This is a genomic window from Achromobacter sp. SIMBA_011 (assembly GCF_046535435.1).
Classification (GTDB): Bacteria; Pseudomonadota; Gammaproteobacteria; order Burkholderiales; family Burkholderiaceae_B; genus Achromobacter; species Achromobacter dolens.
The window spans coordinates 71,476-96,197 of sequence record NZ_JAWRWN010000008.1 but is presented as its reverse complement, the minus strand read 5'-3'; the positions used below and the strand labels follow the sequence as shown (position 1 = coordinate 96,197).

Genomic DNA, 24,722 nt, shown 5'->3' with positions numbered 1-24,722 from the left:
TAACCGGGTATTCTCTGACGCTTTGACTGGTGCGCGCGGCGCAGGGTCAGGCAACACACAGGACGTTTTCTAGGAATGGGGATGTTTGGAAGATCGCAACGGGCCGTATTCAAGCCCTCCGTTTACCAACCGGGCCAACGCACGCGCCGCATGCCGCGCTGGCTGGTCCTGCTGCTGGTGGGCATTGCCCTGGGCGCGGGCGGCGTGCTCTTCCTGCAGACCAACTACGGCCCGCAGCGGCTGACCGTCGAGCAATCCGAACAACTGCACAGCGAACTGAGCGCCTCCAAGCTCGAGAACCAGCGCCTGCAAAGCCAACTTGAAGAGGCCACGCAGCAACGCGACGCCAACAAGTCCGGCCATGAAAAACTCACCGCCGACCTTGCCGACGCCCGCGCCAGGCTGGAAACGCTGAACAAGGAACTGGTGCTGTTCCAGGACGCCATGCCGCCCGACCCCCGCGGCGGCAACCTGGGCATCCGCTCGGCCACTTTCAAGCGCCAGCCCGGCCAGCTCGACTACCAGGTGCTGGTGATGCGCGAAGAGCGCAATGGCGCGCCATTCAAGGGGACGCTCACCTTCTCCATCGACGGCAGCTACCCCAACGGCCGCGCCGCCACCATCACGCCGGAAGGCCCCACGCTCAACGTCGACCGCTACGACTACGCGCTGGGCCAGTTGAAGCTGCCCGACGGCTTCACTCCCAAGGTCGTGGTGCTGCGCGTCATGGACGGCAGCCAGAAGCAACAGGCCATGCGCATCTACTACGTGCGCAACTGAGCGCTGTCGCGCGCCGACAAGACCCGCCCGCCCCGGCGGGTTTTTTTTGCCGCGACCGAATGGTTGCGCACACAACCAATCCGACGATATAGTTGCGCAAACAACTAATATCCTGGAGACAGCATGGCACTCCCAGCCCACGTGCCCGTCCTGATCGTCGGTGGCGGTCCGGTCGGGCTCACCCTGGCCGCGCTGCTGGCGCATTACGGCATCGCCTCGCTCACGCTCGAGGCCGACGACGGCTATTGCAGTGGCAGCCGCGCCATCTGCATCTCGCGCCGTTCGCAGGAAATCCTGGGCTGGGCTGGCGCCGACGCGGCGCTGACAGCCACCGGCCTGCCCTGGAGCGGCGGCCGCAGCTACTACCGCGACCGCGAAGTGCTGCACTTCGAAATGCCGCACGACCCGACACAGCGCTTCGCGCCGATGGTCAACATCCAGCAGTACTTCGTCGAGGAATACGCGCACCTGGCCATGCTGCGCCAGCCCGGCCAGGCCGTGCTGCAGTGGTCGGCCCGGGCCGTCTCGGTGCGTCCGGGCCCGGACGGCGTCGACGTCGAGGCCGAGATCGACGGCCAGCATCACACCGTGCGCGCCAACTGGCTGGTGGCCTGCGACGGCGGTCGCAGCAGCGTGCGCGACGCGCTGGGCCTGAAGCTGGAGGGCATGCAGTACGACGGCCGCTACGTCATTGTCGATATCGAACAGGCGTCCGACCGCCCCGTCGAACGACTGGCCTGGTTCGATCCGCCGTCCAATCCCGGCTCCACCCTGTTGATGCACCGCCAGCCCGGCAACGTCTGGCGCGTCGACTACCAGATCCGCGACGACGAGGATGCCGCCGAGGCGGTCAAGCCAGAGAACGTGCTGCCGCGGGTGCAGAGCCATCTGGACATGATCGGCGAGACCGCGCCATGGAAGCCGCTCTGGATCTCGCTCTACAACGCCAAATGCCTGACGCTGGAACGCTACCGTCACGGCCGCGTGCTGTTCGCCGGCGACGCCGCCCACCTGGTGCCGATCTTCGGCGTGCGCGGCCTGAACTCCGGCCTGGACGATGCCGGCAATCTTGCCTGGAAGCTGGCCTGGGTGCTGCGCGGCCAGGCTTGCGAGGACCTGCTCGACAGCTACAGCGGCGAGCGCGTCCACGCCACCCGCCAGAATCTGGCCTACGGCGCCAAGAGCACCGAGTTCATGGCGCCGCCGGATTTCGGCTTCCGCCTGATGCGTGAGGCCGCTCTGCGGCTGGCCCTGACCGACGAACGCGCCCGGCCGCTGATCAATCCGCGTCAATCCGCCCCCATCTCGTATGACGGCTCGCCGCTGAACCTGCCTGACGGCGCGCAAGGCCAGCCACTCGCCGCGGCCCCCGGCCAGCCCGCGCCCGACCTGCTGCTGGCCGACGCCGACGCGTCGCCGCGCTACCTCAGCGCCTGTTTCGGCCAGGGTTTCGTGCTGCTGGCCTGCGCCGCGGACGCCCGCGCCGCCCAGACCCTGCGCACGCTCGCGGCCATCACCCGGCACAGCGCCAGTCCGTTGCAGGCCATCGTCGTCGACGGACCGGCGCCTGACGCCTGGCGCGACCCGCACCGCCACCTGCGCGAGCGCTTCGGCGCGCAGCCCGGCACGGTCTGGCTGCTGCGGCCGGACGGCTATGTGCTCGGCCGCTGGGCCACGGCGGACGAGCGCGTCCTGCGCGCCGCGCTGGCCCCCTACTATCCGATGATCGCCCCCTCGCCCCGGGAGCCACAAGCATGAGCAATGATGAACTGGACCGGGTGTACACCCTGATGGCGCAGGCCCTGACTCGCGTCGGCCCCGCGCAGGCGCCGCTGTTCCTGTCGATCCTCGGCCTGTCGGCGCTGGCGCGCCTGCCGGACGCCGAGGCCGCAACCGCCCTGCTGGCGCAGGCCGAGGCGGCCAGCGCCGCCCCTGTGGCACACTATCCCGCCGCCACCGCCGATCGCCCGACGTGACCACGCCCGCCCTCGAACGATTCCTGACCTACCGCCTGCACGTGATCAACAAGATCACCGACCGCGACACGAATCGTGCTTATCTGGAAGACTGCGGCATCCCGCTGGGCGAGGCGCGCTGCCTGGCCGCGATCGGCCGCTACGCGCCGCTCTCGGTCAACGACCTGGCGCTGGCCGCCAACCTGAACAAGGGCCAGGCGAGCCGTTCGGCGCAGGCCCTGGTCGAACGCGGACTGATCAGGAAAAAGGACTCGGCGGCCGACGGCCGCGGCGTGGTGCTGTCGCTGACGGCCGCGGGCGATACCCACTACCGGCGCATCATCGATCTGATCGCGCGCCGCAACCAGGAGATCTTCGGCTGCCTCAGCGCCGACGAACAGCGCCAGCTCGGCGACATGCTCGACCGCCTGATCGCGCATCAGCGCGACCCCTCCGGCACGCGCGAAGGCTGATCCGTCTAAGCGGCCGCTTTCGGCGCGGTCGCGCCCATCTGCGCGGCGGCCTCGTCCATGAACTGCGCCATGCGCACGTCCAGCTCGGTCACGCCGCCGGCATCGTGCGTGGTCAGCATCACGTCGACCCGGTTGTAGACGTTGGTCCATTCGGGGTGGTGGTTCAGCTTCTCGGCGAACATCGCCACTCGCGCCATGAAACCGAAGGCGGCGTTGAAATTGGCGAAACGGAAGCGCTTTTCGATCGCGTCGCGCATCGCGACGGCCTGCCAACCGGACAGGGCCGCGATCGCGATATCGGTGCCGATGCGGGCAGGGGGAAACATGCTCATGGCGAACTCCAGGAAAAGCCAGGGAAGAGCGCCGCGCCGTTCGCGTCGGCGACGGCCCGGCGCCATCACGGCCGTCGGCATGCCGTCGGCGCATGATGGGCGCGGCGCCCGCATGCTACTACTGCTTGACTGCGTACAGGTAGATCTCGACCCGGCGGTTCAGCGCCCGGCCGTCGGCGGTGGCGTTGTCGCCGATCGGGTCGTTGGGCCCGCGCCCTTCGATCGTCAGCCGCGTCGCCGCCACGCCCTGCCGCGACAGATATTCCGTGACGCTGCGCGCCCGGTTCACGGACAAGGTCTGGTTGTGCGCCAGCGCGCCCGTGCTGTCCGTATGGCCCACCACCTTGGCGCGCAATTCGGGATGCTGGTTGAGCGAGCGCGCCACGCTGTCCAGCACCGGCAGCAACGCCGGCTTGAGGTCGGTCTTGTCGGTATCGAACGACACGTTGCTCGGGATGTTGACCTTCAGGCTGCCATCCGGCATTTCGACCACGTCGATGCCCAGCGAGGTCGCGCCGGACTTCTGCACGTCTTCCTTCACCACCTTCCAGTTGTAGCCGATCAGGCCGCCGGCCACGGCGCCGATGCCGGCCCCGACCGCCGCGCCGGTGCCATGGCCGATCAGGGCGCCGATGCCGGCCCCCACGGCCGCGCCCGCCCCGGTCCCCACCGCGGTGTTGGTCTGCTGTTGCGTGGCACACCCCGCCACCAGCACACCCATTGCCGCGACTACAGCGATACGCTTGAGCATTGTTCTTGATTGCATGACAACCTCCACGATCCTGTCGGTGCGCCGGCGGATGCCGGCAGGGACCATGTTAAGGCCTGTCCCGCCCGCTGCGGGAATCGCGAGCGCGCAACAGTTTGTACCGCCCCCGGCTAGCGCACCGCCGCGCCCGCGCCGAACCCGGCCAGCCACGGCAACGCGTCATCCAGTCGCGGCGACTGCGCCTCGGGCGCCGGCGCGCCTTCAGGCAAGGCCAGGCCCACGCGGTTGTGCCAATAGGTGCGCAGCCCCACCTTGCTGGTGCCGAACAGGTCGTAGCCTGAGCCGGCCACGAACGCCGCCTGCGTGGCCGGCACCTCCAGCCGCGCCAGCGCCAGTTCGTAGGGCCGGGGATCCGGCTTGTAAAAGCCCGCTTCTTCCGAGGTCACCACCACGTCCCAGTCCACTCCGAGCAGACCCGCCGCGCGATGTCCCAAGCGTCGCGAACAGTTGGTGACCACGCCCAATCGGCAGTGCGGACGCAGCGCCCGCAGCAGCTCGCGCGCGCCGTCCCAGACCGGCAGCCGGTCCCACTCCGCCTCCAGCGCCGCCGGCGCGCTGGCCGGCAGCCCCACCGCCGCGGCGGCGGTCTCGACCAATTGCTCATAGGGCTGGTAGGCGCCACAGCCATACGTCAGGCGCAGATACTCTGCGCGCCAGGCGCGGCCGCGCGCCTCGGCGCCGGCCGCGGCATTCCACACCGTCCAGGAATCCAGCAGCGCGGTCAACAGATCGAACAGCACCGCGCGGGGATAGGCGGCGGACGGGGCAATTACAGGCATGGGGGCACTCCTTGGATTCGATGCCCTCACTATAGAGAGGACATCGCTCGCGGTGATTTAGCCAGGATGCAATCACCATTCAGTCTAGGCTTAATCCTGTCTGCCCGCCGATGGCGTACTTCGCGGCGCCCGGACCCGGCGGTGCGCCGTGACACCGCCCCACGGGCCGCCCCACAGGCCGTCCCGCGATGGCGTTTGCAATTCCATCGGGCAACGATACAATTGCCCGCCTAACGATTGCATTTGCAATCGTATTTCCCCTGGCGGGCCGACTGGCAACCAAACTTACGACGCTCGCCCCATCCGGACTTTGCAGCATGCGTCTCTTGAACATCGAATCTTCCCCCCGTGGCGCCCGCTCGGCGTCGATCGCCATCGCCCAGTCGTTCCTGGCCGCCTGTCGCCAGGCTCACCCCGAACTCGAGGTCGACACCCTGAACGTGTGGGAAGAAGACCTGCCCGACTTCGACAGCCGGGCGATCGGCGCCAAGTACAAGGGCGTCGCCAAAGCCCCGCTGGACGATGCCGAGGCCACGATCTGGGCCCGCATCACCGAACTCGCCCGGCGCTTTCAGCAGGCCGACCGGATCGTGCTTGGCGTGCCGATGTGGAATTTCGACTATCCGTACAAGCTCAAGCAACTGATCGACCTGGTCAGCCAGCGCGGCATGCTGTTCAGCTTCGACGGGCGGGCATACGGCCCGATGCTGAGCATCCCGCGCGCCCTGGTCATCCACGTCCGCGGCCAGGGCCACGACCCCATCGCCTATCCCGCCAGCCCCGGCTTCGCGCACCAGGCCGACTACCTCGACTTCTGGCTGAAGTTCATCGGCGTCAAGGAAGTGCGGCGCCTGATGGTCGAACACACCTGGGACGCCCTGGCCACGGACACCATCGCGCAGGCCAGGATCAGCGCGAGCGCGATCGCGCAGGATTTCTAGCGCGACGCCAGCGGCAGCGGCCGGCCCCGAATCATGGGGGGGGGCAAGCCCGCGGGCGCCCACAGGCCTGGAAAGTCACCGACGCGCGGAAAATGAAAAAGGCCGTCGACGTGAAAAAGGCCGTCGACGATTAACGTCGACGGCCTTCGAAATTTTGGTGGGCTGTGAGTGGCTCGAACACTCGACCTACGGATTAAGAGTCCGCTGCTCTACCAACTGAGCTAACAGCCCTGCATGTTCAATCACAACCACTACTCGGTAAACGCCGCTTTCGCGTTGTCGCCGCTGCGTTTGTTGTGTTTGACCAGCGAAGAAGCGAGATTATAGGGACCTTTTTTTAATTGTGCAAGTCCATTGCAGATAGACCCCAAAAAAAGACGCGGGCCCTTCGACGCGGGCGCCCTCGCCCTGGCCTCATGCCGCGCAGGGAGCGCCGGATCAGGCTGCGTACCCGCCGTCCACCGCCAGGCTCGCGCCCGTCACGTAGCGCCCGTCGGGACCGGCCAGGAACGCCACCATGCCGGCGATGTCGCGCACTTCGCCGTAGTGCGGCAACGACAACACCGCCACCAGGTCGCCCGCACGCTCGCCATCGGCCGGATTCATATCGGTGTCGATCGGACCCGGATGCACCACGTTGGCGGTGATGCCGCGCGCGCCCAGGTCTCGCGCCAGGCCGCGCGTCATGCCCAGCAGCGCCGACTTGCTGGCCGAGTACAGTGTCACGCCGGCGCGGCCCGAGCGTTCGGCCAGGCAACTGCCGATGTTGATGATGCGGCCGCCGTCCGGCATCGAGGCCTGCGCCGCCTGGATCGCGACAAACGGCGCGCGCACGTTGATGTTCATCGTGCGGTCATAGTCCTCCAGCGTGACCTCGTCCAGCGGACCGGCCAGGAAGATGCCGGCGTTGTTCACCAGCACATCCACCGGGCCCAGTTCGCCGATGGCCTGCTCCACCGCCCGCCGCACTTGCGCCGGATCGGCCGAGTCGGCCTGGATGGCTCGCGCGCGTCGTCCATCCGCCTCGAGTTCGCGCGCCAGCGCCTGCGCCGTGTCGCGCGACGAGGCGCTGACGTAGGTAAAAGCCACGTCCGCGCCTTCCGACGCCAGGCGGCGCACGATTGCCGCGCCGATGCCACGGCTGCCGCCGCTCACGAAAGCCACTTTTCCGATCAGGTTGTGCATGGGTTCACCATAATTTGTAGTGTTCAGTACAAATATCATCGACTGCCGCCAAGCGGCCGTCAACGATTTTTTTATCAATCAACACAAAATAACTCTCGCGAGTAAAATCCGGGTCATGGCAGAACGTGGGCGTCCCAGGAACTTCGACCGGGCCCAGGCCTTGCGCAAGGCCATGGAAGTCTTCTGGTCGAAGGGATATGAAGGAGCATCGCTAACCGATCTGACGGCCGCGATGGGCATCAACTCGCCCAGTCTCTATGGCGCATTCGGCTCAAAAGAGGGACTATTTCGCGAAGCGGTGCAGCTTTACCGCGACACCGACGGCGCCGCATCGCGCCGCGCGCTGACCGACGCCCCCACCGCCCGCGCGGGCATCTGCGGCATGCTGCTGGCGGCTGCCGAACGCTTCACCACCCCCGGCGCTCCGCCGGGCTGCCTGATCGTGCTGGGCGCGCCGGCCGGCGCCGACACCGACGCCGGCGTGGGCGTGTTCCTGGGCGACAATCGGCGCGAAATGCAAGGCCGCATCCTGGCCCGCCTGACCGCCGGCGCCGCCGCCGGCGAATTGCCCGCCGGCACCGACCTGAAAGGCTTGGCCGCGTTCTACACCACCATCCTGCACGGAATGTCGATCCAGGCGCGCGACGGCGCCAGCCGCAAGACCTTGCAAGCGGTCGCGCGCCAGGCGATGTGCGCCTGGGATGCGCTCGCCGGCCCGCCCCCAGGCCGCGCCCACGCCTGACGGTCCTACCTTCCATGCTCCGCCTCGACCTCCGGCGTCTCATCCTATGGATCAGCCTGCTGTCGATCTTCCTGGTGCTGGCCGCGGGTCTGCATGCCAGCTACCTGGTGCAACGCGACCTGCTGTTGCACAACGCGCTCGAAAGCAACCGTGTCTATGCCGCCAAGCTCGCCGCCACCACGGAATATTTCCTTGCTGACCTGCGGCGTCACCTGGCCTACAGCGCCGACATGCTGGCCGACATGGAGACCCACCCGGAACTGATGTCGTCGGAGACGCGGCGCCAGGAAGAGCAACTGGGCCATTTCAATTCCAGTTTCGTGGTGTCGGCGCAGGGCAAAGTGCTGGCGGTGTCGACCTCCTACCCGCAACTGATGGGCCAGCAGATGACCAGCGACGCCGCCCGGACCGCCCTGAGCACGCGCCGGCCGTTCATCAGCGAACCCTTCCGCGCCAGCACCGGCCGCTGGCTGATCCTGTACACCCATCCGATCTTCTCGCGCGACTACCGCTATCTCGGCTATATCGCCGGCACGCTCTACCTGCACGAAGACAACGTGCTGGATCGCCTGCTCGGCCAGCATTTCAACCGCGACGACTCGCTGCTGTATGTGCTGGCGCGTGACGGCACCCTGATCTATCACCCCGACCGCAGCCGCCTGGGCAGCATGTCCGCGAACAAGACCGCCTTGGCCGCGGCGCTGCGCGGGGAAACCGGCGAAGCGCGCTTCACCGACGCGACGGGCACCGAGATCCTGGCCGGCTTCGCGCCGGTGCCCAGCACCGGCTGGACCATCGTCGCGCAGCGGCCGGTGGCCAGCACCCTGCTGCCCCTGAACGACCTGCTGATGGCGACCGCGCGCAACACCCTGCCGCTGCTGCTGATCTCGATCCTGCTGATCTGGCTGCTGTCGCGCTGGATCGCCCGCCCGCTCGGGGAACTGGCCAGCATCGCCAAGCACATGCAGGACCCCGACTCGGCCGAGCGCATCCGCAAAGTGCGTTCGTGGTATTTCGAAGCCTCGCAGCTCAAGCGCGCGCTGCTGATGGGATTGAACTCGATCCAGCACAAGATCCGCGACCTGCGCCGCGCCTCCACCACAGACACCCTGACGTCGCTGCTGAACCGCCGCGGCCTGAACGAAGCCATGGCGCTGCTGCAGGCCGCCGAGACGCCGCTGGCCATCGTGGCGCTGGACATCGATCACTTCAAGAACGTCAACGATCTGTACGGCCATGCCGCCGGCGACCGCGCGCTGCAGGTGCTGGCGGCGTTGCTGATCGAGGGGTCGCGCAGCGGCGACACGGTCGCGCGCAGCGGCGGCGAGGAGTTCGTGATGCTGATGCCGGGTGCGCCGCTGGCGGCCGCGGTGGCCACGGCCGAGCGACTGCGCCAGAAGCTGGAGGCGCTCGGCACCGAAACCGGCCTGCCCGCGCCGATCACGCTGTCGGCCGGCGTGGCCTGCTACCCGGAGCACGGCGCCACGCTGGACGAGGTGATCCAGCGCGCCGACCGCGCCCTCTACTACGCCAAGAACCACGGCCGCAACGCGGTCTGCGTCGCCGACAACCAGGCGCGCGACGGCGCCCGCATGGCGTTGCCGCGCTGACGCCGCCTACTTGCCCTTGGGCGCCGGCGCCTTGGGCGGGGTGCGCATCTGCTTGAGCAGCGTGCCGCAGGAGTTGTCGTCGGAGGTGCTGGGCGCGATCAGCGCCAGCAGACCCGCCGCCGGCGTCAGGATCACGCCCAGCGCCACCATGCCCGCGCCGCGCGCCGCCAGCGGCCCCACGTGCACGCCCACGTCCGGCTTGCCGAAGGTGCCGCGCACATACAGCGGCGAACGCAGCGAGAAAATGCGGAAGCCCTTACTGTCGGGCGTGATGTCCAGGTCGAGCTTCTCGTTCTTGAAGTCGGTGGTGCCGGTGATGTTGATCAGCGCGTTCTCGGTGTCGAACACGAACACGCGCGGCGTCATCACGCCGCTCTTCATCTCCAGGTCGGCCGCGCCGCAGTTGATCTTGACCTCGTCGTCGCCGAACAGCTTCGAGACGACGTAGTTGCCGACGTTCAGGCCGGCAATCTCCATCAGGCTGCGGCTGATGACGCCATCGTTGACCAGCATCTTCACATCGCCGCTGGCCGAGCCGAGCAACGCGGCCACGGAATTGCCCGTGCCCGACAGCGCCAGGTCGCCGTTCAATTCGCCCAGCGCGCTCTGCATCGACTCCGCCGACGGGAACAGTTGCTTGAGCCGCAATCTCCGCGCGTGCATCTCGACTCGCCCCGTCAGCGGCGCCTTGGATCCGTCCAGCCGCACGGTCGCCGCCATGTTGCCGCCGGCCATGCCGAAGCGCAGCGGATCGAGCGTGAGCTGGCCGTCCTGCAGGATCAAGTGCACCGTCAGGTCCGTCAACGGCAGCTTGGCATCGTGCACGATGCGGCCGGCCTCCAGCGCCACATCGGCGTCCATGTCGCGCCAACGGTCGGTGCGGAACGCCTGGGTCGGCAGCACCTTGCCGTTGGGCGGCTTGGCGGGGGCGTCCTTGGCTTTGTCCTGGGCCGGGGCGGGCTTACCGGACTGCACGCCGATCAGCGGCCCCAGGTCGGCCATGCGCAACTGCTTGGACGACAGCTTGCCGGTCAGTTTCGGACGCGGGGCCGCCAGCGAGAACGTCACGTCGCCATGCAGGTCGCTGTTGCCGACGCGGCCATTGAAATCACGGTATTCGAACACCGCGCCGCCGGCGTGGCGCAGCCTGGCCACCAGGTGGCCATCGGTGGAATACGGCGGGGTGTCGGGCAGCGTCACGCCGGTCAGCGGATACAGTTGCGCCATCGAGCCGCCCGACAGCTTCAGACGCAGGTCCAGCGCGCCCAGGTTGGCCGGGTCGGTCAGGGTGCCGGTGATGGCCACCTTGGTGCCGCCGATCGACACGTCGGCCTGCACCGGGAACGGTTGCTTGGGATCCTGCAACGCCAGCATGCCGCCGACCTTGCCTTCGCCCTTGGTGGGAAGGTTCTTGAATTTACCGTCGACCTTCCAGCCGAAGACATAGTCGCGCGGCGCCGCGGCGGCGGCGTCTTCGGGCACGAAGGCCGCGCCGGCCACGTCGGCGAACGGCACGGGCTTGCCCAGCGGATCGACCAGCACGGTCAGGTCCGCCTGCAGGATCGCATCGGACAGGCCGACGCTGCCTTTGTCGAAGCCGATTTCATTGATGTCCAGCACCCACGGCGAAGGCTCGCCGGTCTCGGGCAGGGTGAAGACCCAGTTCGCGCGACCGTCGGCCAGGCGCTCGAGGTCGGCGGCGGGCTCGGTCAACTGGATGCGCCGGATCACGACCCGGTGGGCCAGCAGCGGCAGCGGCGACAGGCTGAACTCACCGCGCTTGAGGGTGGCGAACTCCGGCACCCTGGCCCATTCGGTATTGGCGACGCTGATGTCGTTGGCCACGATGTGCGGCCATGGCACCCATGCGCGCCACCCGCTCTCGTCCGATTCGCGCGACCATGTCACGGTCAGGTCGCCATTGATGGCGAACGGCCGTCCGATGGCCGCGCTGACGCGTTCGTTGATCATCGGCCGGGCGCGGTTCCAGTCGAAGGTGGCGACCAGCACGACCAGCACCGCCACCAGGACGACGAGGCTGCCCACAATCCCGACCGCTATTTTTGTTTTGCGCGTCATCGTTATTATCCTTGCCGTTGCCGCCGGAGCGCCGATGCACCGGCCCTATTTACCCTAAAGGGTAGCGCGCCGCGCGCGGCGGGTTAAGCTTGCGGGCCCCATAATGTGTACGGATTTTTCCGTGTCATAGAGCGCGGTCGGCAAAAGTTACAAAGCCGCCCCCACGGGATCCCCGCCGTTTGCCCCCGCACGGAAGGATTTCCACCGTTTTTTTGACGCTCGCCCTGTTCAAATGCGCGGCGATCGACCGGCAACCGTCCTGGCGGCGGCGCAGTAGTATTACCTGGAGGCCCGATGCGGCATTCGAGCTTGATTTTCGTGGTGGCGGCCTTCGCGCTACTGACCCTCAGCCGCCTGGCCCTGGCCGCCTGGCAATGGCAGCGCGTGCGCAACGCCGGCGGCCTGGCTCCCCTGCTGCTGGGCGGGCTGCGCATCGACGCGCACCAGATCGGCGTGCTGGGCGCGCTGCCGATCGTGCTGTCGCCGTGGCTCGGCCACCTGCCGTTCGCCGCCACCGCCGCCGGCATCTGGTATCTGGTCGCGTTCATCCTGCTGGCGTTCCTGGAAGTCGCCACGCCGCCCTTCATTCTCGAATACGACACCCGTCCCAACCGGTTGTTCGTCGAATACCTGAAGCACCCGCGCGAAGTCTCGGGCATGCTGTGGCGCGGCTACAAGGGCGCGCTGCTGGGCGGCTTTGGCGCCCTCGGGCTGATTGGCTGGGGCGGCTATGCGCTGTTCGGCCACGCCGAGCCCGACGCGCAACTGGCCTGGTGGCAGATGCCGCTGGCCAGCCTGGCGCTCCTGGCGGTGGTGATCCTGGCGATCCGCGGCACCCTCGGCCACCGGCCGATCAACCCGTCGTCGGTGGCCTACAGTTCCGACGGCATGCTCAACACCCTGGCCCTGAACTCGCTCTATAACGTGTTCTACGCCGTCTACAGCATGAAAAACGAAAAGTCGGCCTCGGCTGTGTACGGCGGCATGGACGACGATGACATGCAGCGCCGCGTACTGACGGGGGCTGGCCTGCCCTATCCGCCGGCCAACGCGGAATACCCCAGCCTGCATCGCCAGCCCGCCAGCCGCAAGACCGCGCGGCCGTTCAACCTGGTCATCATTCTGGAAGAGAGCCTGGGCGCGCAGTACAGCGCCGGCCTGGGCGGCATGGATCTGACGCCCGAACTGGACGCGCTGGCGCGCGACGCCTGGACCTTCACCCGCGCCTACGCCACCGGCACGCGCTCGGTGCGCGGCCTGGAGGCGGTGGTGACCGGCTTCCTGCCCACGCCGGCGCAGGCCGTGCTCAAGCTGCCGCGCTCGCAACGCGGCTTCTTCTCGCTGGCCGACCTGCTGGGCCGCCACGACTACCACTCGCGCTTCATCTACGGCGGCGAATCGCACTTCGACAACATGAAGGGCTTCTTCCTGGGCAACGGCTTTCGCCAGATCGTCGACCGCGAGGACTTTGTCGATCCCGCCTTCGTCGGCACCTGGGGCGCGTCCGATGAGGACATGTTCAACCAGCTCGACCGGCTGCTGCGCGAGGACGGCGACCAGCCCACCTTCACGCTGGCCTTCAGCGTCTCGAACCATTCGCCCTGGGAATACCCGGCGGGCCGCATTCAGACCGAAGGCAACCCGGCCACGGTGGAAAACACCGTGCGCTACGCCGACTGGGCCCTGGGCCGCTTCTTTGAACGCGCCAAGGCGGCACCGTACTGGGAAAACACGGTCTTCCTGATCGCCGCCGACCACGACTCGCGCGTGTTCGGCGCCAGCCTGGTGCCGGTGCGCCACTTCCATATTCCCGCCGTGATCCTGGGCGCCGGCATCGAACCGCGGCGCGACGACCGCCTGATCAGCCAGATCGACCTGGCGCCGACGCTGCTGTCGCTGATCGGCGTCGATACCGAACACCCGATGCTCGGCCATGACCTGACCCGCAGCACGCCGGGCCGCGCCATCATGCAGTACGACAACACCTATGGCTACCTGAAGGAAAACGACCTGCTGGTGCTGGCGCCGAACAAGACCCCGGTGCAGTACCGCTACACCGCGCCGGAAGACTATGCCCCGGCGCCGCTGGACCCGGCGCTGGCCGACGAGGCGCTGGCGCACGCGCTTTGGCCCAGTTGGGCCTACCGCGAAGGGCGCTACTGCATCCCGGGCGCGGCCGCCGTGGCGCAGGATGCAAAGGCGCCGGCCGCTGCCGGATAGGCGCCGCAGGAGACCGGCGATGCGTGCCGGCCCGCCGCCACGTTATGCACAGGCGCCTAGCCAACGGGCCGCCTCGTGCCAGCCCCCTTGTGTCGGCCGCCTTGGACCAGCCACCTTACGCCAGCCACCTTACGCCGGCCGCCGGTTCGCCGGCCGCCGGAACGCCTTGCGCGCCTGCTCGCTGAGACCGTGGCAGTGGCAGTCGGGATGATGGTCGTTGACCATGCCGACCGACTGCATGAAGGCATACACCGTGGTCGGGCCAACGAACTTCCACCCCAGCTTCTTGAGGGCCTTGGACAAGGCCTCGGATTGCGCCGAGGTCGACGCGCCGCGCGTGGACGGGGATCCCGGCGGCGCCTCGAAACGCCAGAAGAACGCCCCCAGCGACCCTTCGCGCTGGATCATCTCCAGCGCCCGCTGGGCGTTGTTGATGACGGCTTCGATCTTGCCGCGATGGCGCACGATGCCGGCGTCGGCCAGCAGCGCCAGCACCTGCTTTTCGCCAAACCGCGCGACCTTGGCCGGCTCGAACGCGGCAAAGCCGCGCCGGAAGGCCTCGCGCTTGTTCAGGATGGTGCGCCAGCTCAGGCCCGACTGGAATCCTTCCAGGCACAATTGCTCGAACAGGGCGCGGTCGTCGCCTTGCGGACGGCCCCATTCGTTGTCGTGGTACGCCATGTATTCGGCGGACGTGTCGACCCAGGCGCAACGGGCGAGGCCGTCGGAAAAGTCGGAGTTGGCGGTCATGGGAAAGGGTCCTGGCGGCTATCGGGTTTCCGATGCTACCGCAGCAACGTCCCCAAAAAAAGTCGTAGCGGCCACAAGCCGAATCCAGCTACTATTTCCCACCCTGATCCCGCGCCGGCCGTGCCCGAGCGCGTCCCGGATCGGCCAGGCGGGCTTGCGGCATGCAAGCCCGTTTTGCGTCATGCCGGGACCGGACAGGCTTTCGGATCCCCGCCATGTCCCTGCTCGAGACAGCCGCCCTGACCCTGGTGTCGCCCGCCCTGCTGGCCGGCGACAGCAACCCCGCCACCAATCCCTGTCTGGACTGCGGCGCCTGTTGCTCGCATTTCCGGGTGTCGTTCTATATCGGCGAGCTGGCCGGCGAAAACGGCGGCCAGGTGCCGCTCGACCTCGTGACGCAGATGAGCCCGCTGCGCGCCTGCATGAAGGGCACTGAAATGGGCGGCGGCCGCTGCATCTCGCTGCGCGGCGAACTGGGCCGACCCGGCATCCACTGCGCCATCTACGAGAACCGCCCGACGCCCTGCCGCGAGTTCGACATCTGGATGCCCGACGGCTCGCCCAATCCCGACTGCCAGCGACTGCGGCTGGCGCTGGGCCTGCCCGCGGTGCCGCCGCGGCCCGACGCGGAAAACGATCCCCAAGGCCCGTCGCACCCCAACCAGCCCGACCAGCCGGCCGCGGCCTGATTCGCCTGCCGCCCTAGCGGGCGGCGACCAGCATGCCCTCGGCGCCCGCCTGCGCCTCCTGCCCCCGCGCGAGCCGCGGCGCATTGTCGCGACGCCGCACGCGCACGATGCCCGGGTCCTTGCCCAGGAAACTCAGGACGTTCTGCATCACGCGCTCGCGCTCGTGATCGACGCAGATCATGTGATAGCTGTCCTGCAGCAGCACCACCGACGCGCCGGGAATGCGCGCCCCCAGCAGCCGCGCCGACCGCGGGCTGGTCAGCTCATCCTCGACTGCGTGCATCACCAGCGTCGGGCAGCGCATCCGCTCCAGGCCGCGCTTGACCATGCCGCGCAGGCGATCGACCTGGCGCACGCAGGCCAGCGGCACCCATTGGTAGTGAAAGCCGTCGCCGCGCGCAAAGCCCGCCTTGATGAAGGCCCGCACCAGTTCGCTCTTGACGCCGTAGGGGTCTTCTTCCTCGACCCGGATGCGTCGCGGCACACCCGGCACGTGATACAGCAGATAGCGCAGGCCGCGGTACCAGGGCGTGCTCCAGCCATCCAGGAAAACCGGCGCCGACAGCGACACCAGCGCGCCGCGGGTGTGCGACTCGCGCTTGCACAGTTCGACCGCCAGCAGGGCGCCCAGGCACATGCCGATGACGTGCACCACCTCGTACTGCTCGCACAGCTCGCGATAGCGCCGGGTGACGACGTCCATCCAGTCCTCGACCCGCACGTCCAGCAGGTCTTCGGGCCGCCCCGCGTGCCCGGGCAGCGTGACGCCATGGGTTTGCACCCCGGCGCGCGCCAGCACCTTGTGAAGCGAGCCCATGTCGAATTCCGTGCCGCCCAGGCCGTGGATCAGCAGCGCGCCGGTACGCGGGGTCGTCACGGCGTGCTCCCGGCGGCGGCGTCGAGCTGCCAGGCGGCGCGCGTGGCCGCCAGCAGGCGCGCCAGGACGTGGGCGAAGGCGAGGACAGCCGTCGGAGCCGCGGCGGCGCCGGCGCTCCCGGCCGGCGGGAAAGCGAGGAAAGGTTGGCAAGTCATGGAACACCCTTGATGCATGGCGGGCAGGACGAGAAGACCTGTCCTACCCTGCCGCCATGGTAGGCAAAGGGCATCCGCGAAGATCCGCAAATCTGTCGGGAAAAAGTGAAGATCCGTAAAGGCTGGCCAGGGCTGGACGGCAGCCAGCGGCGCGACGGCTCCCCCTGCCTGGCGGCTTACTCCCGGCCGGCGAGGTAGCGCGTGGGCGTCATGCCGAAGGCGGCGCGGAAGCTGCCGATGAAGGCGCTGGTGCTCTCGTAGCCGACCGACAGCGCGGCTTCGGTGACCGAGCCGCCGCGGCACAGCATCTCCAGTCCGCGCAACAGGCGCGCCTGCTGGCGCCACTGGCCCAGCGTGACGCCGGTTTCCTGGCGGAAGCGGCGCATCAGGGTGCGCGTCGACATGTTCAGCCGCTGCGCCCATTCGTCGATGCCGGAGGGGTCTTCGGGGGTGCCCAGCAGGGTGTGGGCCAGGTCCTGCAGGCGCGGATCGTCCGGCATCGGCAGCAGCACCGGGGCATGCTCGCGCTGCTTGACCTCGACCAGCAACACCTCGAACAGTTGTTCGAGATAGGCCTCGGACAGCTCGCCGGGCGCACTGGTGGTAAAGCGCTCCATCAGCGCGTCGATCAGGCGCGAAGACGGCCACGAGCGGCAATGATCCGGCAGCCGGGCGCAGGCGTCGGGCCGCACGTACAGGAACGAACCGCGCGCCTCGCCGAACCAGCGCGCCGCGTGCGAGACCCCGGGCGGAATCCAGCCCAGGCTGCCCGGCAGCACCGTCCAGACCTCGGCGCCCGACTGCACCATCACCAGACCCTCATGCACCAGCACCAGCATGCCCTCGTTGTGCACGTGGTCGGGCACCGACAGCCCCTTGGATGCGCGCGGATGCCGCATGCTGAACGGGGTCAGCAGGACATCGGGCAAGGCGTTGTGGACCACGGTCACGCGCATGGTTGGCAGATTTGAGCTACAGGTTGACGGAATTCCGTTAGCGGGGCCACTTGAAAATGTACATCATTCTCATCATTCGGGCATCGCCCCCGGCATGGAGAATCTACATGGACCATACCCGCCTGCGCGTGGCCGGCATCAAAGCCACCTTCCCGCGCCTGAAGATCCTGGACATCTTCCACCAGCACGCGGACCAGCACATGAGCGCGGCGGACATCTACCGCAACCTCATCTCGGAACACAGCAGCATCGGCCTGGCCACGGTTTATCGCGTCATCACGCAACTCGAAGACGCCGGACTGCTCAAACGAACTCAGCTCGACTCGCACTGCACCGTGTACGAGTTGAATGACAAGGGACACCACGACCACCTGGTCTGCCGCCATTGCGGCCGGATCCTGGAGTCCAGCGACCCCGAAATGGCGCAACTGGTGCGTGATATCGCCAGGCAACGCGGTTTCGCGCTGGACTCCTACAGCCTGGTGCTTTACGGCGGCTGCGGCTGCCGCAAGGCCGCGCCCGCCCTTTCCATCGGAGAATTCGAATGAACCGCGACCAGTTTTTCTTCCACGACCTATCCCACTTCCCCATCGTCACCGCCAAGCACGGCGGCGCCCCGGCCGGCTATTCCGCCAGTTGGATCCGCGAGATGGAGATGCTGGTCGACAACCCCGAGACCTTCGTCATGGTGGTGCCCGACATGCGCACCGAGGCCAGCCACGGCGACCGCAAGGCGATGATCGACTGGCAGACCGCCAACATGCCGAGGCTGAAGGCCCGCTGCCGCGCGTTCATCGCCGTCGAACGCGACGCCGACGCGCTCGACAAGATCCGCAAACGCGGCGAAAAGATGGCGCGCGCCTTCGGCATGCCGTTCCTGGCCGTGGCCACGCCGCATGAAGCGGTGCAGTGCGCGCGCGAATTGCTCGGCCAGGCCGGCCCCGGCGGCTTCGTGATCGACTGACGCGCCACAACGCTTGCACGCTGCTTTCAAGCGCGCCTTCGGGCGCGCTTTTTTTGCGTCTGGGGCCTGCGCAGGGCCGTAAATCGCTGTGCCAGGGCTTATTGCCGAAATTAGAATGCAATATTGATAAATTTGCGATTGTGGCAAAAGGTGTTGCTGGAATAAATTCCACCACTGGCCCAATCGCCTGGCCCACAGGCCCCGGGGCTGGCATTGCAGCGCGCCGGGCTCCCGGAAAGCGCTCTTTCCGCGGCGCAACCCACCCTCGCTTGCGTGGTCCGACGCCGTTGGCCGTGGCGTTCACAAGACGGCACGGCGCGCGGCCATCCCAAGGACCGCCGCCTCCCGCGCCGTTCATAGCGGTTGCCAGCCGCCCGGACTCGACATTGAGATTTACGGCACGCACATCAATGAAGCGATTCCAATTCGACAGCACCGCGCTTCGTTACTTTCTCACTGTCGTCGACACAGGGTCCGTCAATGGCGCCGCCGCGCGGCTCAATGTCGTCAGCTCGGCCGTCAGCCGCCAGATCGCCGGCCTGGAGCAACGCCTGCACAACCAATTGTTCGAACGCCACCCAAAGGGCATGCGGGTCACCGAAGTCGGCCGCATCCTGGCCGACCACGCGCGCCGCGTCGAGGCGGATGCCGCCCGCACCTATGCCGAAATCGATGGCCAGAACGGCCGCTACACCCAGACCGTGAAGATCGCCGGCGCGCCCGGCTTCGCCGCCTACGCCCTGCCGCGCAAGTTCGCCGCCTTCCAGGCCGAACACCCGACCATCCGCTTCAAGCTGCACATCCTCGACGCCGGCCTGGTGTCCGAGCGGGTCCGCTCGGCGCAGGCCGACATCGGCGTCACCTACAGCCACACGGCGGAAAAGGACATCGCCGTGATCTATTCGCATCCCGCCGAGATCGTCGCGGTGATGCGCCCCGGCCACCCGCTGGCCGCCTGCGAATCGCTGCACATCACGCAGCTTTCGGCCTATCCGCTGGCGCTGCCGGATGGCGGCAGCGCCTTGCGGCAGGTGCTGGACATGGCCTGCAGCCTGTACAACGTCACGCTGTCACCGGCCTTCACTTCGAATCTGCCGGGCGCGGCCTACCACTACGTCCTGGCCAGCGACGCGGTCACCCTGTGCGCCCGCCTGACCGCCGTCGAGCACCTCGAAAGCGGGCGGCTGATCTGCCGGCCCATCAACGACGCGCTGCTCAACGCCGGCCAACTGCAGTTCCAGACGCACGCCTCGCGCCCCCTGTCGGACGCCGCGCACCGCTTCCTGCGCTTCATCCGCAGCGACGCCCCTCAACTGTTCTGACCCTGCTGCGACGCCCGCCAACGCGCGGGAAAGCCAGGCCGTACCGCAGCGTTGCCGAAAGCAGAATGCCGGGATGAAAAATGATCAATTGTTAAATTTGTAATTCAAATTTACAGTCTGCCGGATTTTCCGCGACCACGCTTTGACGGGTCAGCCCCAAGACAGACACAGGAGCCCCCCACCATGCTTAAGAACCTGAAGATACGCACCGGCCTGCTGGCCGTGATGGCCATCTTCCTCCTGGCGCTGACAACGGCCACAAGCATGGGCTGGATCTATGCGCGGGACGCCGACGTCGCGGTGGACGACCTGAACTCGGTCGCCGCCGAGCAGACCCGGCCGCTGTACGAAACGCAGACGCTGTTGCTGCGCAGCCGGCTGATGCTGGTCGCCGCCTACCTGGACATCGTGTCCGGCAAGGGCAGCCAGGCCCAGGGCAGCGTCGACCAGGCCACGCAGTACCTGCAGGAAGCGCGCAAGCACTTCGCCATCTACCAGCGCGTGCCCAAGAGCACCGAGGCCGGCCTGAAGCTGGCCAGCGAACTGGACACCGTCTTCACCGCCTATGTGCGCAGCATCGAGGCGCTGGAGCAGGCGCTGCAGAAACAATCCGCCGATGGCTATGCCGCCGCCGTGGTGGACACCCGCGGCGCCGACGCCCGCTTCGCCGAACGCGTGACCGCCTTCCTGGCGCACACCGAACGCCGCAGCGCCGAGATCAATACCGCGTCCGACCTGCGCTACGAACGGGCCGAGCTGTCCACCATCATCATGCTGGCGCTGGCCGCCGCGCTGGCGCTGGGCTGCTGGCGCTTCATCGGCCGCCAGGTGCTGCAACCGCTCAGGGACGCCGCGGTGCATTTCGACCGCATCGCCTCCGGCGACCTGACCCAGCGCGTCACGGTCAATTCCAAGAATGAGATCGGCGTGCTGTTCACGGCGCTCAAGCGCATGCAGGAGAGCCTGACCCGCACCGTCAGCGAAGTGCGCCGCAGCGTCACCGAGATCAACACCGGCGCGGCCGAAATCGCCTCGGGCAACACCAACCTGTCGGCCCGCACCGAGGAACAGGCCGCGTCGCTGGAAGAGACCGCCGCGTCCATGGAAGAATTGGCCACGGCCGTCAAGCAGAACACCGAGCACGCGCACCAAGCCAACACCCTGGCGGCCGAGAGCCGCGCCATCGCCCTGCGCGGCGGCGAGGCGGTCGGCCAGGTGGTCCAGACCATGGCCCGCATCTCGGAAAGCTCGCGCCGCATCTCGGAGATCGTGTCGGTGATCGACGGCATCGCCTTCCAGACCAACATCCTGGCCCTGAATGCGGCGGTCGAGGCCGCCCGCGCCGGCGAGCAGGGCAAGGGCTTCGCTGTGGTCGCCGGCGAGGTGCGCACGCTGGCCCAGCGCAGCGCCCAGGCCGCCCGCGAAGTGAAGGACCTGATCGAACAGTCCTCCAGCAACGTCGAAAGCGGCGCCGACCAGGTCCGCGCCGCCGGCGACACCATGCAGGAAATCGTGGCGTCGGTGCAGCGCGTCACCCAGATCATGGCGGAAATCACCGAGGCCTCGACCGAGCAGTCCGTCGGCATCGACCAGATCAACGGCGCCGTGACGCAGATGGACGACGTCACCCAGCAGAACGCCGCCCTGGTCGAGGAAGCCGCGGCGGCGGCCTCGTCGCTGGAGGAACAGGCCAAGCGCCTGGCCGCCAGCGCCGCGTTCTTCAAGCTGCCGGCCGGGACGGTGATCGACGTCACGCCCCAGGCCATCTCCGCGCCATTGAGCCCTGCCTACGTGAACTGAAAGGGTCGGTAACGCGGACGCGCCGATTTAAGACTGCGCCCGATCGGCCGTTGTCCAGAAGGTCAGGCCCCGCTCCCCCTGCGGCCGGCCTTCCCCCGACCACGAGCCCCCCCCGCATGAGCCGCGCCCTCGCCTGTCATTTTTGCCTCTCGACGCTGGCGCAAGGCGCCCCGCTGCTGGAACGGAACGGCACGGCCATCTGCAAGGCCTGTGTCGACGCCTTCTCCGTCGAATTCACCGAGCGGGCCTGGGCCATGGCGTCATCGCTGGACGAACAGCTCGACGTGCTGCTGCTCGAAAGCAAGCGGGCGCTGGAACAAAGCGCCACCCTGGCCGAGCGCGCCCGGGGCTGCGGCCTGAGCCTGGCCGACCTGTCGGCGATGCCGCCGCGCACCCTGTCCTGATCCGTCGGCCCGGCCGACAAGTGATGGCGGCGGCCGCCGCCTTGACCTCAACCACGGTTGAGGTTTGATACTGCGGCTTCGTCAATACGCTTGTCCACGGAGCCTTCGCATGTCGTCCCGCATCACCCCAGCCCTGTCCTCGCTCGCCTTCATCAACCCGCCCGGCCTGTACGACCCCCGCCCCAATGGCTACTCGCACGTCGCAGTGGCCGACACGCCCGCCCGGTTGGTGTTCGCCGCCGGCCAGGGCGGCGAAAACACCCGGGGCGAGCTGTCGCCCGACTTCCTGGCCCAGGTGCGCCAGGCGCTGGACAACGTCCAGACCGCCCTGCAGGCGGCTGGCGCCACCCTGTTCGACGTCGCCAAGCTGACCGTGCTGGTGGTCGACCACAGCCAGGAGCGCCTGGCGCTCTTCTCAAACGAGATCAAGTCACGCTGGGGCGTGCACCTGGCGCCTGCCTGCACCCTGATCCCGGTGCCGCGGCTGGCGTTGGATGGCATGCTGGTGGAAATCGAGGCAACGGCGCTGCTGCCGCTCTGATCCACGCCGCCCCAGGCGGCGTGGACGCGCCGGCAATCAGGCGCCGCCGACCGGGCTGCGCTCCAGCAACGCCCGGATCATCTGCAACTGCGTCTCGAACCCCTGCAGGCGCGCATCCTGGTGCGCATTCACCGCCTGATTCCAGGCCTGCAGCGTTTCCAGTATCCGCGGCGCCTGGGCCAGCCCCTGCGCGCATTGATCCAGCACCTGGCTCTGCGCCTTCTGGGCGTCGCCCAGCTCCGCCAGCACGCCGGCGGCGCGGCGCAGCTCGGCCGACTCCTCGGTTGACGCATCCGCCAACGCCCGTACCGCGCCGACCACGGCGCCACCGCGCTCGATCAGCAGCGTCAGCGCCTCGTCGATCGAGTCCGAGCGCGCCTTGACGGTGTTCACCTGCGCGATCGCCGCGTCCTGCCAGTCGCCGATCTGCTCGAAGCGCGCCTCGATCTGCGCCTGCACACGCTCGTCGCGTTCGCGCGCCTGCGCCAATTGCCGCTGCAAGGCCTCGTGCGACTGCAGCGTCTCGGCCTGGCGCTGCGCCAGCCGCTCGACCAGTTCGCCCAGGTGGTGCACCTGGCGCGCCAGCATCTGCTCGTTCACCACGTCGCCAGGCATGATGCTCAGGCGCTGGTTGCGAACGTCCAGGCACTCCAGCATGAACTTGCGGACGGCGCGGATGTAATCCTCGATCTGCCCCCGCAGCAGCACCATCATCAGGCCCAGCAGGATCGAGCCCACCAGGCCGAAGAGCGATGCCGCGAAGGCCGTGCCCATGGCGGTCAGCGGACTCTGCAACTGCGCCACCAGGCGCCCGAAGACCTGCTCGACCTGGGACCCATCGACGGAGTTCGTGTTGAGTTCCGCCAGCATCCCGCCGACATCGCCCAGCGTATAGATCAGGCCGATGAACGTGCCGACCAGGCCCAGCGCCACCATCAGGCCGACCAGGAAATCCGGCAATATCTGGGCCTGATAGACGCGCACCCGCAGGTCCTGTACGTCCTTTTCCAGGGCCTCCTGCCCCAGCGCCAGCGTTTCCTGGCGCAGCAGCACCTTGCCCAGGGTGGTCTTGACATAAGGCAGCGTGCGCCAGTCCTTGCCCTGGCCCTCGACCTCGGCGATGAATCGCCTCAGGGCATCCCATCGCGTGTTGATCCGCAGGCTCTGGTTGACGATGAGCAGGGTGCCCACCGCGATACCCGTCAGGATCACGAAGGTGATGGCATGGCCTGATCCCAGCGCCAGCTTGATCAGGTCCGGCCAGATGGCTGACGCCACCGCCGCGCAGATCAGCGGCGACAGCACCTTCGCCACTTGCCAGCGTATCGATCGGAAACGAATCATGATCGGCTCCTCAAGGCTCGACGGACATGGAGACCGTCATGTCTTTCTGCCCGGCGGGCGCCGGGGTCATGTGCATCCGGATCTGCCCGGGCGCCACTTTCCGCTTCATCAAATAGTCCTTGATAGAAATGAGATAGAACAAAGCCGTGCGCTTGTTTTCGGTAAGCGCGTAATTCGGCACATAGATCACCACGTCGATGCTGGCGCCGCTGTCGCGCCGCGCCTCGAACTCCTTGAGCGTGCGTTGCAGGTCGTCCTCGATCTGCTGGCGGAAACGGCGGTCTTCCTGCGGCATCGTCGGCCCGAACTTGTCGACCGGTTTCTGTTTGCCCGCTCCCGCCTCGTTGCGACCCGCCCCGTTCCCCGCCCCATGCTCCAGCGCAGCCTGCTTCTTGCGCAAGGCAGCCAGTTCCTGCCGCAGGGCATCGTTCTCGCGGCGCAAGGTCGCATGCTCCAGGGCATCCTCCTCCCTGGCGGCGGCAGCGCTTGCCTGCGCCTCCCGCATGGGGGAGGCATCGTCCCGCGCCGCGCCTTCGCGCCCACCGGACACGGCCCTGACATCGGCGCTGGAAGCGGGCTCGGCGTGAACGGCGGCCGGCATGCCCGGCGCGTCACCGCCTGCCTCCGCCGTCTGTTCAGGCCGCGGGTCGCTGCCAGGCGGCGCCGATGCCGGCTGCGCGGGCGGCGAGGCCTGCGCCTTTACATCGTCGGCGCTATCGGAGGCATCCATCGCCTCCTCCGCAGGTGCGTCCTGCGCCTGATCGCCCCCGTCGCGCGCCTGCGGCTGCGCGACAGCCCGCGCGGCGGGATCCTTGCCGCCCGCCGACGCTCCGCCCGTGCCATCCCCCGCCAGGGAGGCCGAGGCCGCCCGCGATTCATCCAGGCGCTGCTCGACCAGCGCCCGCTGGATCGCCATCTTGGCCATGATGCCGCTGAACATCCCCAGCGACATGGCCAGGATCACGATCACGAAGACCAGCGCCAGCACCAGGTTGGAGAAGGCGTCCACGAAGCCCGGCCAGTAGTTGATGTTTGACGAAGATTGACTTTGCATC

Annotated in this window: 26 protein-coding genes and 1 tRNA gene; 15 read left to right on the top strand and 12 right to left on the bottom strand. The window is 67.9% G+C overall.

What is annotated here, in order from left to right:
- Positions 1–81: 81 nt before the first annotated feature.
- From SB816_RS23470 to SB816_RS23455, 4 genes are all read left to right on the top strand, one after another.
- Entirely contained in the window at positions 82–780 is a 699-nt protein-coding gene (locus SB816_RS23470) for a DUF6776 family protein (RefSeq protein ID WP_054501868.1), read from the top strand.
- Positions 781–903: 123 nt separating this feature from the next.
- Complete coding sequence (locus SB816_RS23465) at positions 904–2,538, top strand: FAD-dependent monooxygenase (RefSeq protein ID WP_410547609.1); 1,635 nt, start codon at positions 904–906, stop codon at positions 2,536–2,538.
- The gene (locus SB816_RS23460) at positions 2,535–2,756 is read left to right on the top strand and encodes a hypothetical protein (RefSeq protein ID WP_064526492.1); all 222 of its coding nucleotides are present in this window, start codon (positions 2,535–2,537) and stop codon (positions 2,754–2,756) included. Before SB816_RS23465 ends, SB816_RS23460 begins: the two co-directional genes overlap by 4 nt.
- A complete protein-coding gene (locus SB816_RS23455) occupies positions 2,753–3,208 on the top strand; it encodes a MarR family winged helix-turn-helix transcriptional regulator (RefSeq protein ID WP_054501871.1) in 456 nt (151 codons plus the stop codon). The genes SB816_RS23460 and SB816_RS23455 overlap by 4 nt, the downstream gene beginning before the upstream one ends.
- Positions 3,209–3,213: 5 nt before the next feature.
- Here SB816_RS23455 and SB816_RS23450 read toward each other — a convergent pair whose 3' ends face one another.
- From SB816_RS23450 to SB816_RS23440, 3 genes are all read right to left on the bottom strand, one after another.
- Positions 3,214–3,540 (bottom strand): 4a-hydroxytetrahydrobiopterin dehydratase, encoded by a 327-nt coding sequence (locus SB816_RS23450; RefSeq protein WP_054501979.1) that lies wholly within the window; start codon positions 3,538–3,540, stop codon positions 3,214–3,216.
- Positions 3,541–3,658: 118 nt separating this feature from the next.
- Positions 3,659–4,306 (bottom strand): OmpA family protein, encoded by a 648-nt coding sequence (locus tag SB816_RS23445; protein WP_054501872.1) that lies wholly within the window; start codon positions 4,304–4,306, stop codon positions 3,659–3,661.
- 113 nt (positions 4,307–4,419) lie between these two features.
- Positions 4,420–5,088 carry an HAD family hydrolase gene (locus SB816_RS23440; RefSeq protein ID WP_054501873.1) on the bottom strand — a complete coding sequence of 223 codons (669 nt, stop codon included), beginning with the start codon at positions 5,086–5,088 and terminating at the stop codon, positions 4,420–4,422.
- Positions 5,089–5,405: 317 nt separating this feature from the next.
- Between SB816_RS23440 and SB816_RS23435 the strand changes: the two genes are divergently transcribed.
- The gene (locus tag SB816_RS23435; protein WP_054501874.1) at positions 5,406–6,029 is read left to right on the top strand and encodes an FMN-dependent NADH-azoreductase; all 624 of its coding nucleotides are present in this window, start codon (positions 5,406–5,408) and stop codon (positions 6,027–6,029) included.
- A 155-nt stretch (positions 6,030–6,184) separates the two neighbouring features.
- On the opposite strand, the gene SB816_RS23430 is transcribed toward SB816_RS23435, so the two are convergent.
- Both SB816_RS23430 and SB816_RS23425 read right to left on the bottom strand, forming a co-directional pair.
- Positions 6,185–6,260, bottom strand: a tRNA-Lys gene (locus SB816_RS23430).
- A 207-nt stretch (positions 6,261–6,467) separates the two neighbouring features.
- A complete protein-coding gene (locus SB816_RS23425; protein ID WP_372415647.1) occupies positions 6,468–7,214 on the bottom strand; it encodes a 3-oxoacyl-ACP reductase family protein in 747 nt (248 codons plus the stop codon).
- A 115-nt stretch (positions 7,215–7,329) separates the two neighbouring features.
- Here SB816_RS23425 and SB816_RS23420 point away from each other — a divergent pair, with 115 nt between their 5' ends.
- Positions 7,330–7,956: a TetR/AcrR family transcriptional regulator gene (locus tag SB816_RS23420; RefSeq protein ID WP_395757798.1), complete on the top strand. Its 627-nt coding sequence runs from the start codon at positions 7,330–7,332 to the stop codon at positions 7,954–7,956.
- A 14-nt stretch (positions 7,957–7,970) separates the two neighbouring features.
- Positions 7,971–9,566 (top strand): sensor domain-containing diguanylate cyclase, encoded by a 1,596-nt coding sequence (locus SB816_RS23415; protein WP_054501877.1) that lies wholly within the window; start codon positions 7,971–7,973, stop codon positions 9,564–9,566.
- A 6-nt stretch (positions 9,567–9,572) separates the two neighbouring features.
- On the opposite strand, the gene SB816_RS23410 is transcribed toward SB816_RS23415, so the two are convergent.
- A complete protein-coding gene (locus SB816_RS23410; protein WP_410547608.1) occupies positions 9,573–11,645 on the bottom strand; it encodes an AsmA family protein in 2,073 nt (690 codons plus the stop codon).
- Positions 11,646–11,939: 294 nt separating this feature from the next.
- On the opposite strand from SB816_RS23410, the gene SB816_RS23405 reads away from it, so the two are divergent.
- On the top strand, positions 11,940–13,865 hold the full coding sequence (locus SB816_RS23405; protein ID WP_410547607.1) for an LTA synthase family protein: 1,926 nt from the start codon (positions 11,940–11,942) through the stop codon (positions 13,863–13,865).
- 129 nt (positions 13,866–13,994) lie between these two features.
- On the opposite strand, the gene SB816_RS23400 is transcribed toward SB816_RS23405, so the two are convergent.
- Positions 13,995–14,615, bottom strand: coding sequence for a DNA-3-methyladenine glycosylase I (locus SB816_RS23400; RefSeq protein ID WP_064526507.1), 621 nt, complete (start codon positions 14,613–14,615; stop codon positions 13,995–13,997).
- A 215-nt stretch (positions 14,616–14,830) separates the two neighbouring features.
- Between SB816_RS23400 and SB816_RS23395 the strand changes: the two genes are divergently transcribed.
- Positions 14,831–15,304 (top strand): YkgJ family cysteine cluster protein, encoded by a 474-nt coding sequence (locus SB816_RS23395; protein ID WP_054501881.1) that lies wholly within the window; start codon positions 14,831–14,833, stop codon positions 15,302–15,304.
- A 13-nt stretch (positions 15,305–15,317) separates the two neighbouring features.
- Here SB816_RS23395 and SB816_RS23390 read toward each other — a convergent pair whose 3' ends face one another.
- The 3 genes from SB816_RS23390 to SB816_RS23380 form a co-directional block, all read right to left on the bottom strand.
- Entirely contained in the window at positions 15,318–16,181 is an 864-nt protein-coding gene (locus SB816_RS23390) for an alpha/beta hydrolase (RefSeq protein WP_054501882.1), read from the bottom strand.
- Positions 16,178–16,336 carry a hypothetical protein gene (locus SB816_RS23385; RefSeq protein WP_155755566.1) on the bottom strand — a complete coding sequence of 53 codons (159 nt, stop codon included), beginning with the start codon at positions 16,334–16,336 and terminating at the stop codon, positions 16,178–16,180. The genes SB816_RS23390 and SB816_RS23385 overlap by 4 nt, the downstream gene beginning before the upstream one ends.
- Positions 16,337–16,512: 176 nt before the next feature.
- Positions 16,513–17,292: an AraC family transcriptional regulator gene (locus SB816_RS23380; RefSeq protein WP_395757381.1), complete on the bottom strand. Its 780-nt coding sequence runs from the start codon at positions 17,290–17,292 to the stop codon at positions 16,513–16,515.
- Positions 17,293–17,399: 107 nt separating this feature from the next.
- Here SB816_RS23380 and SB816_RS23375 point away from each other — a divergent pair, with 107 nt between their 5' ends.
- The 6 genes from SB816_RS23375 to SB816_RS23350 all read left to right on the top strand — a co-directional run bounded on the left by SB816_RS23375 (position 17,400) and on the right by SB816_RS23350 (position 22,323).
- Positions 17,400–17,840 carry a Fur family transcriptional regulator gene (locus tag SB816_RS23375; protein WP_054501883.1) on the top strand — a complete coding sequence of 147 codons (441 nt, stop codon included), beginning with the start codon at positions 17,400–17,402 and terminating at the stop codon, positions 17,838–17,840.
- Positions 17,837–18,256, top strand: coding sequence for a hypothetical protein (locus SB816_RS23370; RefSeq protein ID WP_054501884.1), 420 nt, complete (start codon positions 17,837–17,839; stop codon positions 18,254–18,256). The genes SB816_RS23375 and SB816_RS23370 overlap by 4 nt, the downstream gene beginning before the upstream one ends.
- Positions 18,257–18,666: 410 nt before the next feature.
- Positions 18,667–19,578, top strand: coding sequence for a LysR family transcriptional regulator (locus SB816_RS23365; protein WP_064526510.1), 912 nt, complete (start codon positions 18,667–18,669; stop codon positions 19,576–19,578).
- A 183-nt stretch (positions 19,579–19,761) separates the two neighbouring features.
- Complete coding sequence (locus SB816_RS23360) at positions 19,762–21,378, top strand: methyl-accepting chemotaxis protein (protein WP_054501886.1); 1,617 nt, start codon at positions 19,762–19,764, stop codon at positions 21,376–21,378.
- Between the two features lie 116 nt (positions 21,379–21,494).
- The gene (locus tag SB816_RS23355) at positions 21,495–21,782 is read left to right on the top strand and encodes a hypothetical protein (RefSeq protein WP_054501887.1); all 288 of its coding nucleotides are present in this window, start codon (positions 21,495–21,497) and stop codon (positions 21,780–21,782) included.
- 109 nt (positions 21,783–21,891) lie between these two features.
- Positions 21,892–22,323 (top strand): RidA family protein, encoded by a 432-nt coding sequence (locus SB816_RS23350; RefSeq protein WP_054501888.1) that lies wholly within the window; start codon positions 21,892–21,894, stop codon positions 22,321–22,323.
- A 36-nt stretch (positions 22,324–22,359) separates the two neighbouring features.
- On the opposite strand, the gene SB816_RS23345 is transcribed toward SB816_RS23350, so the two are convergent.
- Complete coding sequence (locus SB816_RS23345; protein WP_054501889.1) at positions 22,360–23,667, bottom strand: hypothetical protein; 1,308 nt, start codon at positions 23,665–23,667, stop codon at positions 22,360–22,362.
- A 10-nt stretch (positions 23,668–23,677) separates the two neighbouring features.
- On the bottom strand, positions 23,678–24,721 hold the full coding sequence (locus SB816_RS23340) for a hypothetical protein (protein WP_410547606.1): 1,044 nt from the start codon (positions 24,719–24,721) through the stop codon (positions 23,678–23,680).
- Position 24,722: the final 1 nt, after the last annotated feature.

Bases quoted from the DNA above. Each gene is read 5' to 3' on its own strand.
- SB816_RS23410 (WP_410547608.1), bottom strand. From the start codon at position 11,645: ATGACGCGCAAAACAAAAATAGCGGTCGGGATTGTGGGCAGCCTCGTC.
- SB816_RS23420 (WP_395757798.1), top strand. From the start codon at position 7,330: ATGGCAGAACGTGGGCGTCCCAGGAACTTCGACCGGGCCCAGGCCTTG.
- SB816_RS23370 (WP_054501884.1), top strand. From the start codon at position 17,837: ATGAACCGCGACCAGTTTTTCTTCCACGACCTATCCCACTTCCCCATC.
- SB816_RS23460 (WP_064526492.1), top strand. From the start codon at position 2,535: ATGAGCAATGATGAACTGGACCGGGTGTACACCCTGATGGCGCAGGCC.
- SB816_RS23365 (WP_064526510.1), top strand. From the start codon at position 18,667: ATGAAGCGATTCCAATTCGACAGCACCGCGCTTCGTTACTTTCTCACT.
- SB816_RS23445 (WP_054501872.1), bottom strand. From the start codon at position 4,306: ATGCAATCAAGAACAATGCTCAAGCGTATCGCTGTAGTCGCGGCAATG.
- SB816_RS23435 (WP_054501874.1), top strand. From the start codon at position 5,406: ATGCGTCTCTTGAACATCGAATCTTCCCCCCGTGGCGCCCGCTCGGCG.
- SB816_RS23375 (WP_054501883.1), top strand. From the start codon at position 17,400: ATGGACCATACCCGCCTGCGCGTGGCCGGCATCAAAGCCACCTTCCCG.
- SB816_RS23425 (WP_372415647.1), bottom strand. From the start codon at position 7,214: ATGCACAACCTGATCGGAAAAGTGGCTTTCGTGAGCGGCGGCAGCCGT.
- SB816_RS23470 (WP_054501868.1), top strand. From the start codon at position 82: ATGTTTGGAAGATCGCAACGGGCCGTATTCAAGCCCTCCGTTTACCAA.
- SB816_RS23450 (WP_054501979.1), bottom strand. From the start codon at position 3,540: ATGAGCATGTTTCCCCCTGCCCGCATCGGCACCGATATCGCGATCGCG.
- SB816_RS23385 (WP_155755566.1), bottom strand. From the start codon at position 16,336: ATGACTTGCCAACCTTTCCTCGCTTTCCCGCCGGCCGGGAGCGCCGGC.
- SB816_RS23465 (WP_410547609.1), top strand. From the start codon at position 904: ATGGCACTCCCAGCCCACGTGCCCGTCCTGATCGTCGGTGGCGGTCCG.
- SB816_RS23345 (WP_054501889.1), bottom strand. From the start codon at position 23,667: ATGATTCGTTTCCGATCGATACGCTGGCAAGTGGCGAAGGTGCTGTCG.
- SB816_RS23405 (WP_410547607.1), top strand. From the start codon at position 11,940: ATGCGGCATTCGAGCTTGATTTTCGTGGTGGCGGCCTTCGCGCTACTG.
- SB816_RS23400 (WP_064526507.1), bottom strand. From the start codon at position 14,615: ATGACCGCCAACTCCGACTTTTCCGACGGCCTCGCCCGTTGCGCCTGG.
- SB816_RS23340 (WP_410547606.1), bottom strand. From the start codon at position 24,721: ATGCAAAGTCAATCTTCGTCAAACATCAACTACTGGCCGGGCTTCGTG.
- SB816_RS23350 (WP_054501888.1), top strand. From the start codon at position 21,892: ATGTCGTCCCGCATCACCCCAGCCCTGTCCTCGCTCGCCTTCATCAAC.
- SB816_RS23355 (WP_054501887.1), top strand. From the start codon at position 21,495: ATGAGCCGCGCCCTCGCCTGTCATTTTTGCCTCTCGACGCTGGCGCAA.
- SB816_RS23440 (WP_054501873.1), bottom strand. From the start codon at position 5,088: ATGCCTGTAATTGCCCCGTCCGCCGCCTATCCCCGCGCGGTGCTGTTC.
- SB816_RS23415 (WP_054501877.1), top strand. From the start codon at position 7,971: ATGCTCCGCCTCGACCTCCGGCGTCTCATCCTATGGATCAGCCTGCTG.
- SB816_RS23395 (WP_054501881.1), top strand. From the start codon at position 14,831: ATGTCCCTGCTCGAGACAGCCGCCCTGACCCTGGTGTCGCCCGCCCTG.
- SB816_RS23380 (WP_395757381.1), bottom strand. From the start codon at position 17,292: ATGCGCGTGACCGTGGTCCACAACGCCTTGCCCGATGTCCTGCTGACC.
- SB816_RS23360 (WP_054501886.1), top strand. From the start codon at position 19,762: ATGCTTAAGAACCTGAAGATACGCACCGGCCTGCTGGCCGTGATGGCC.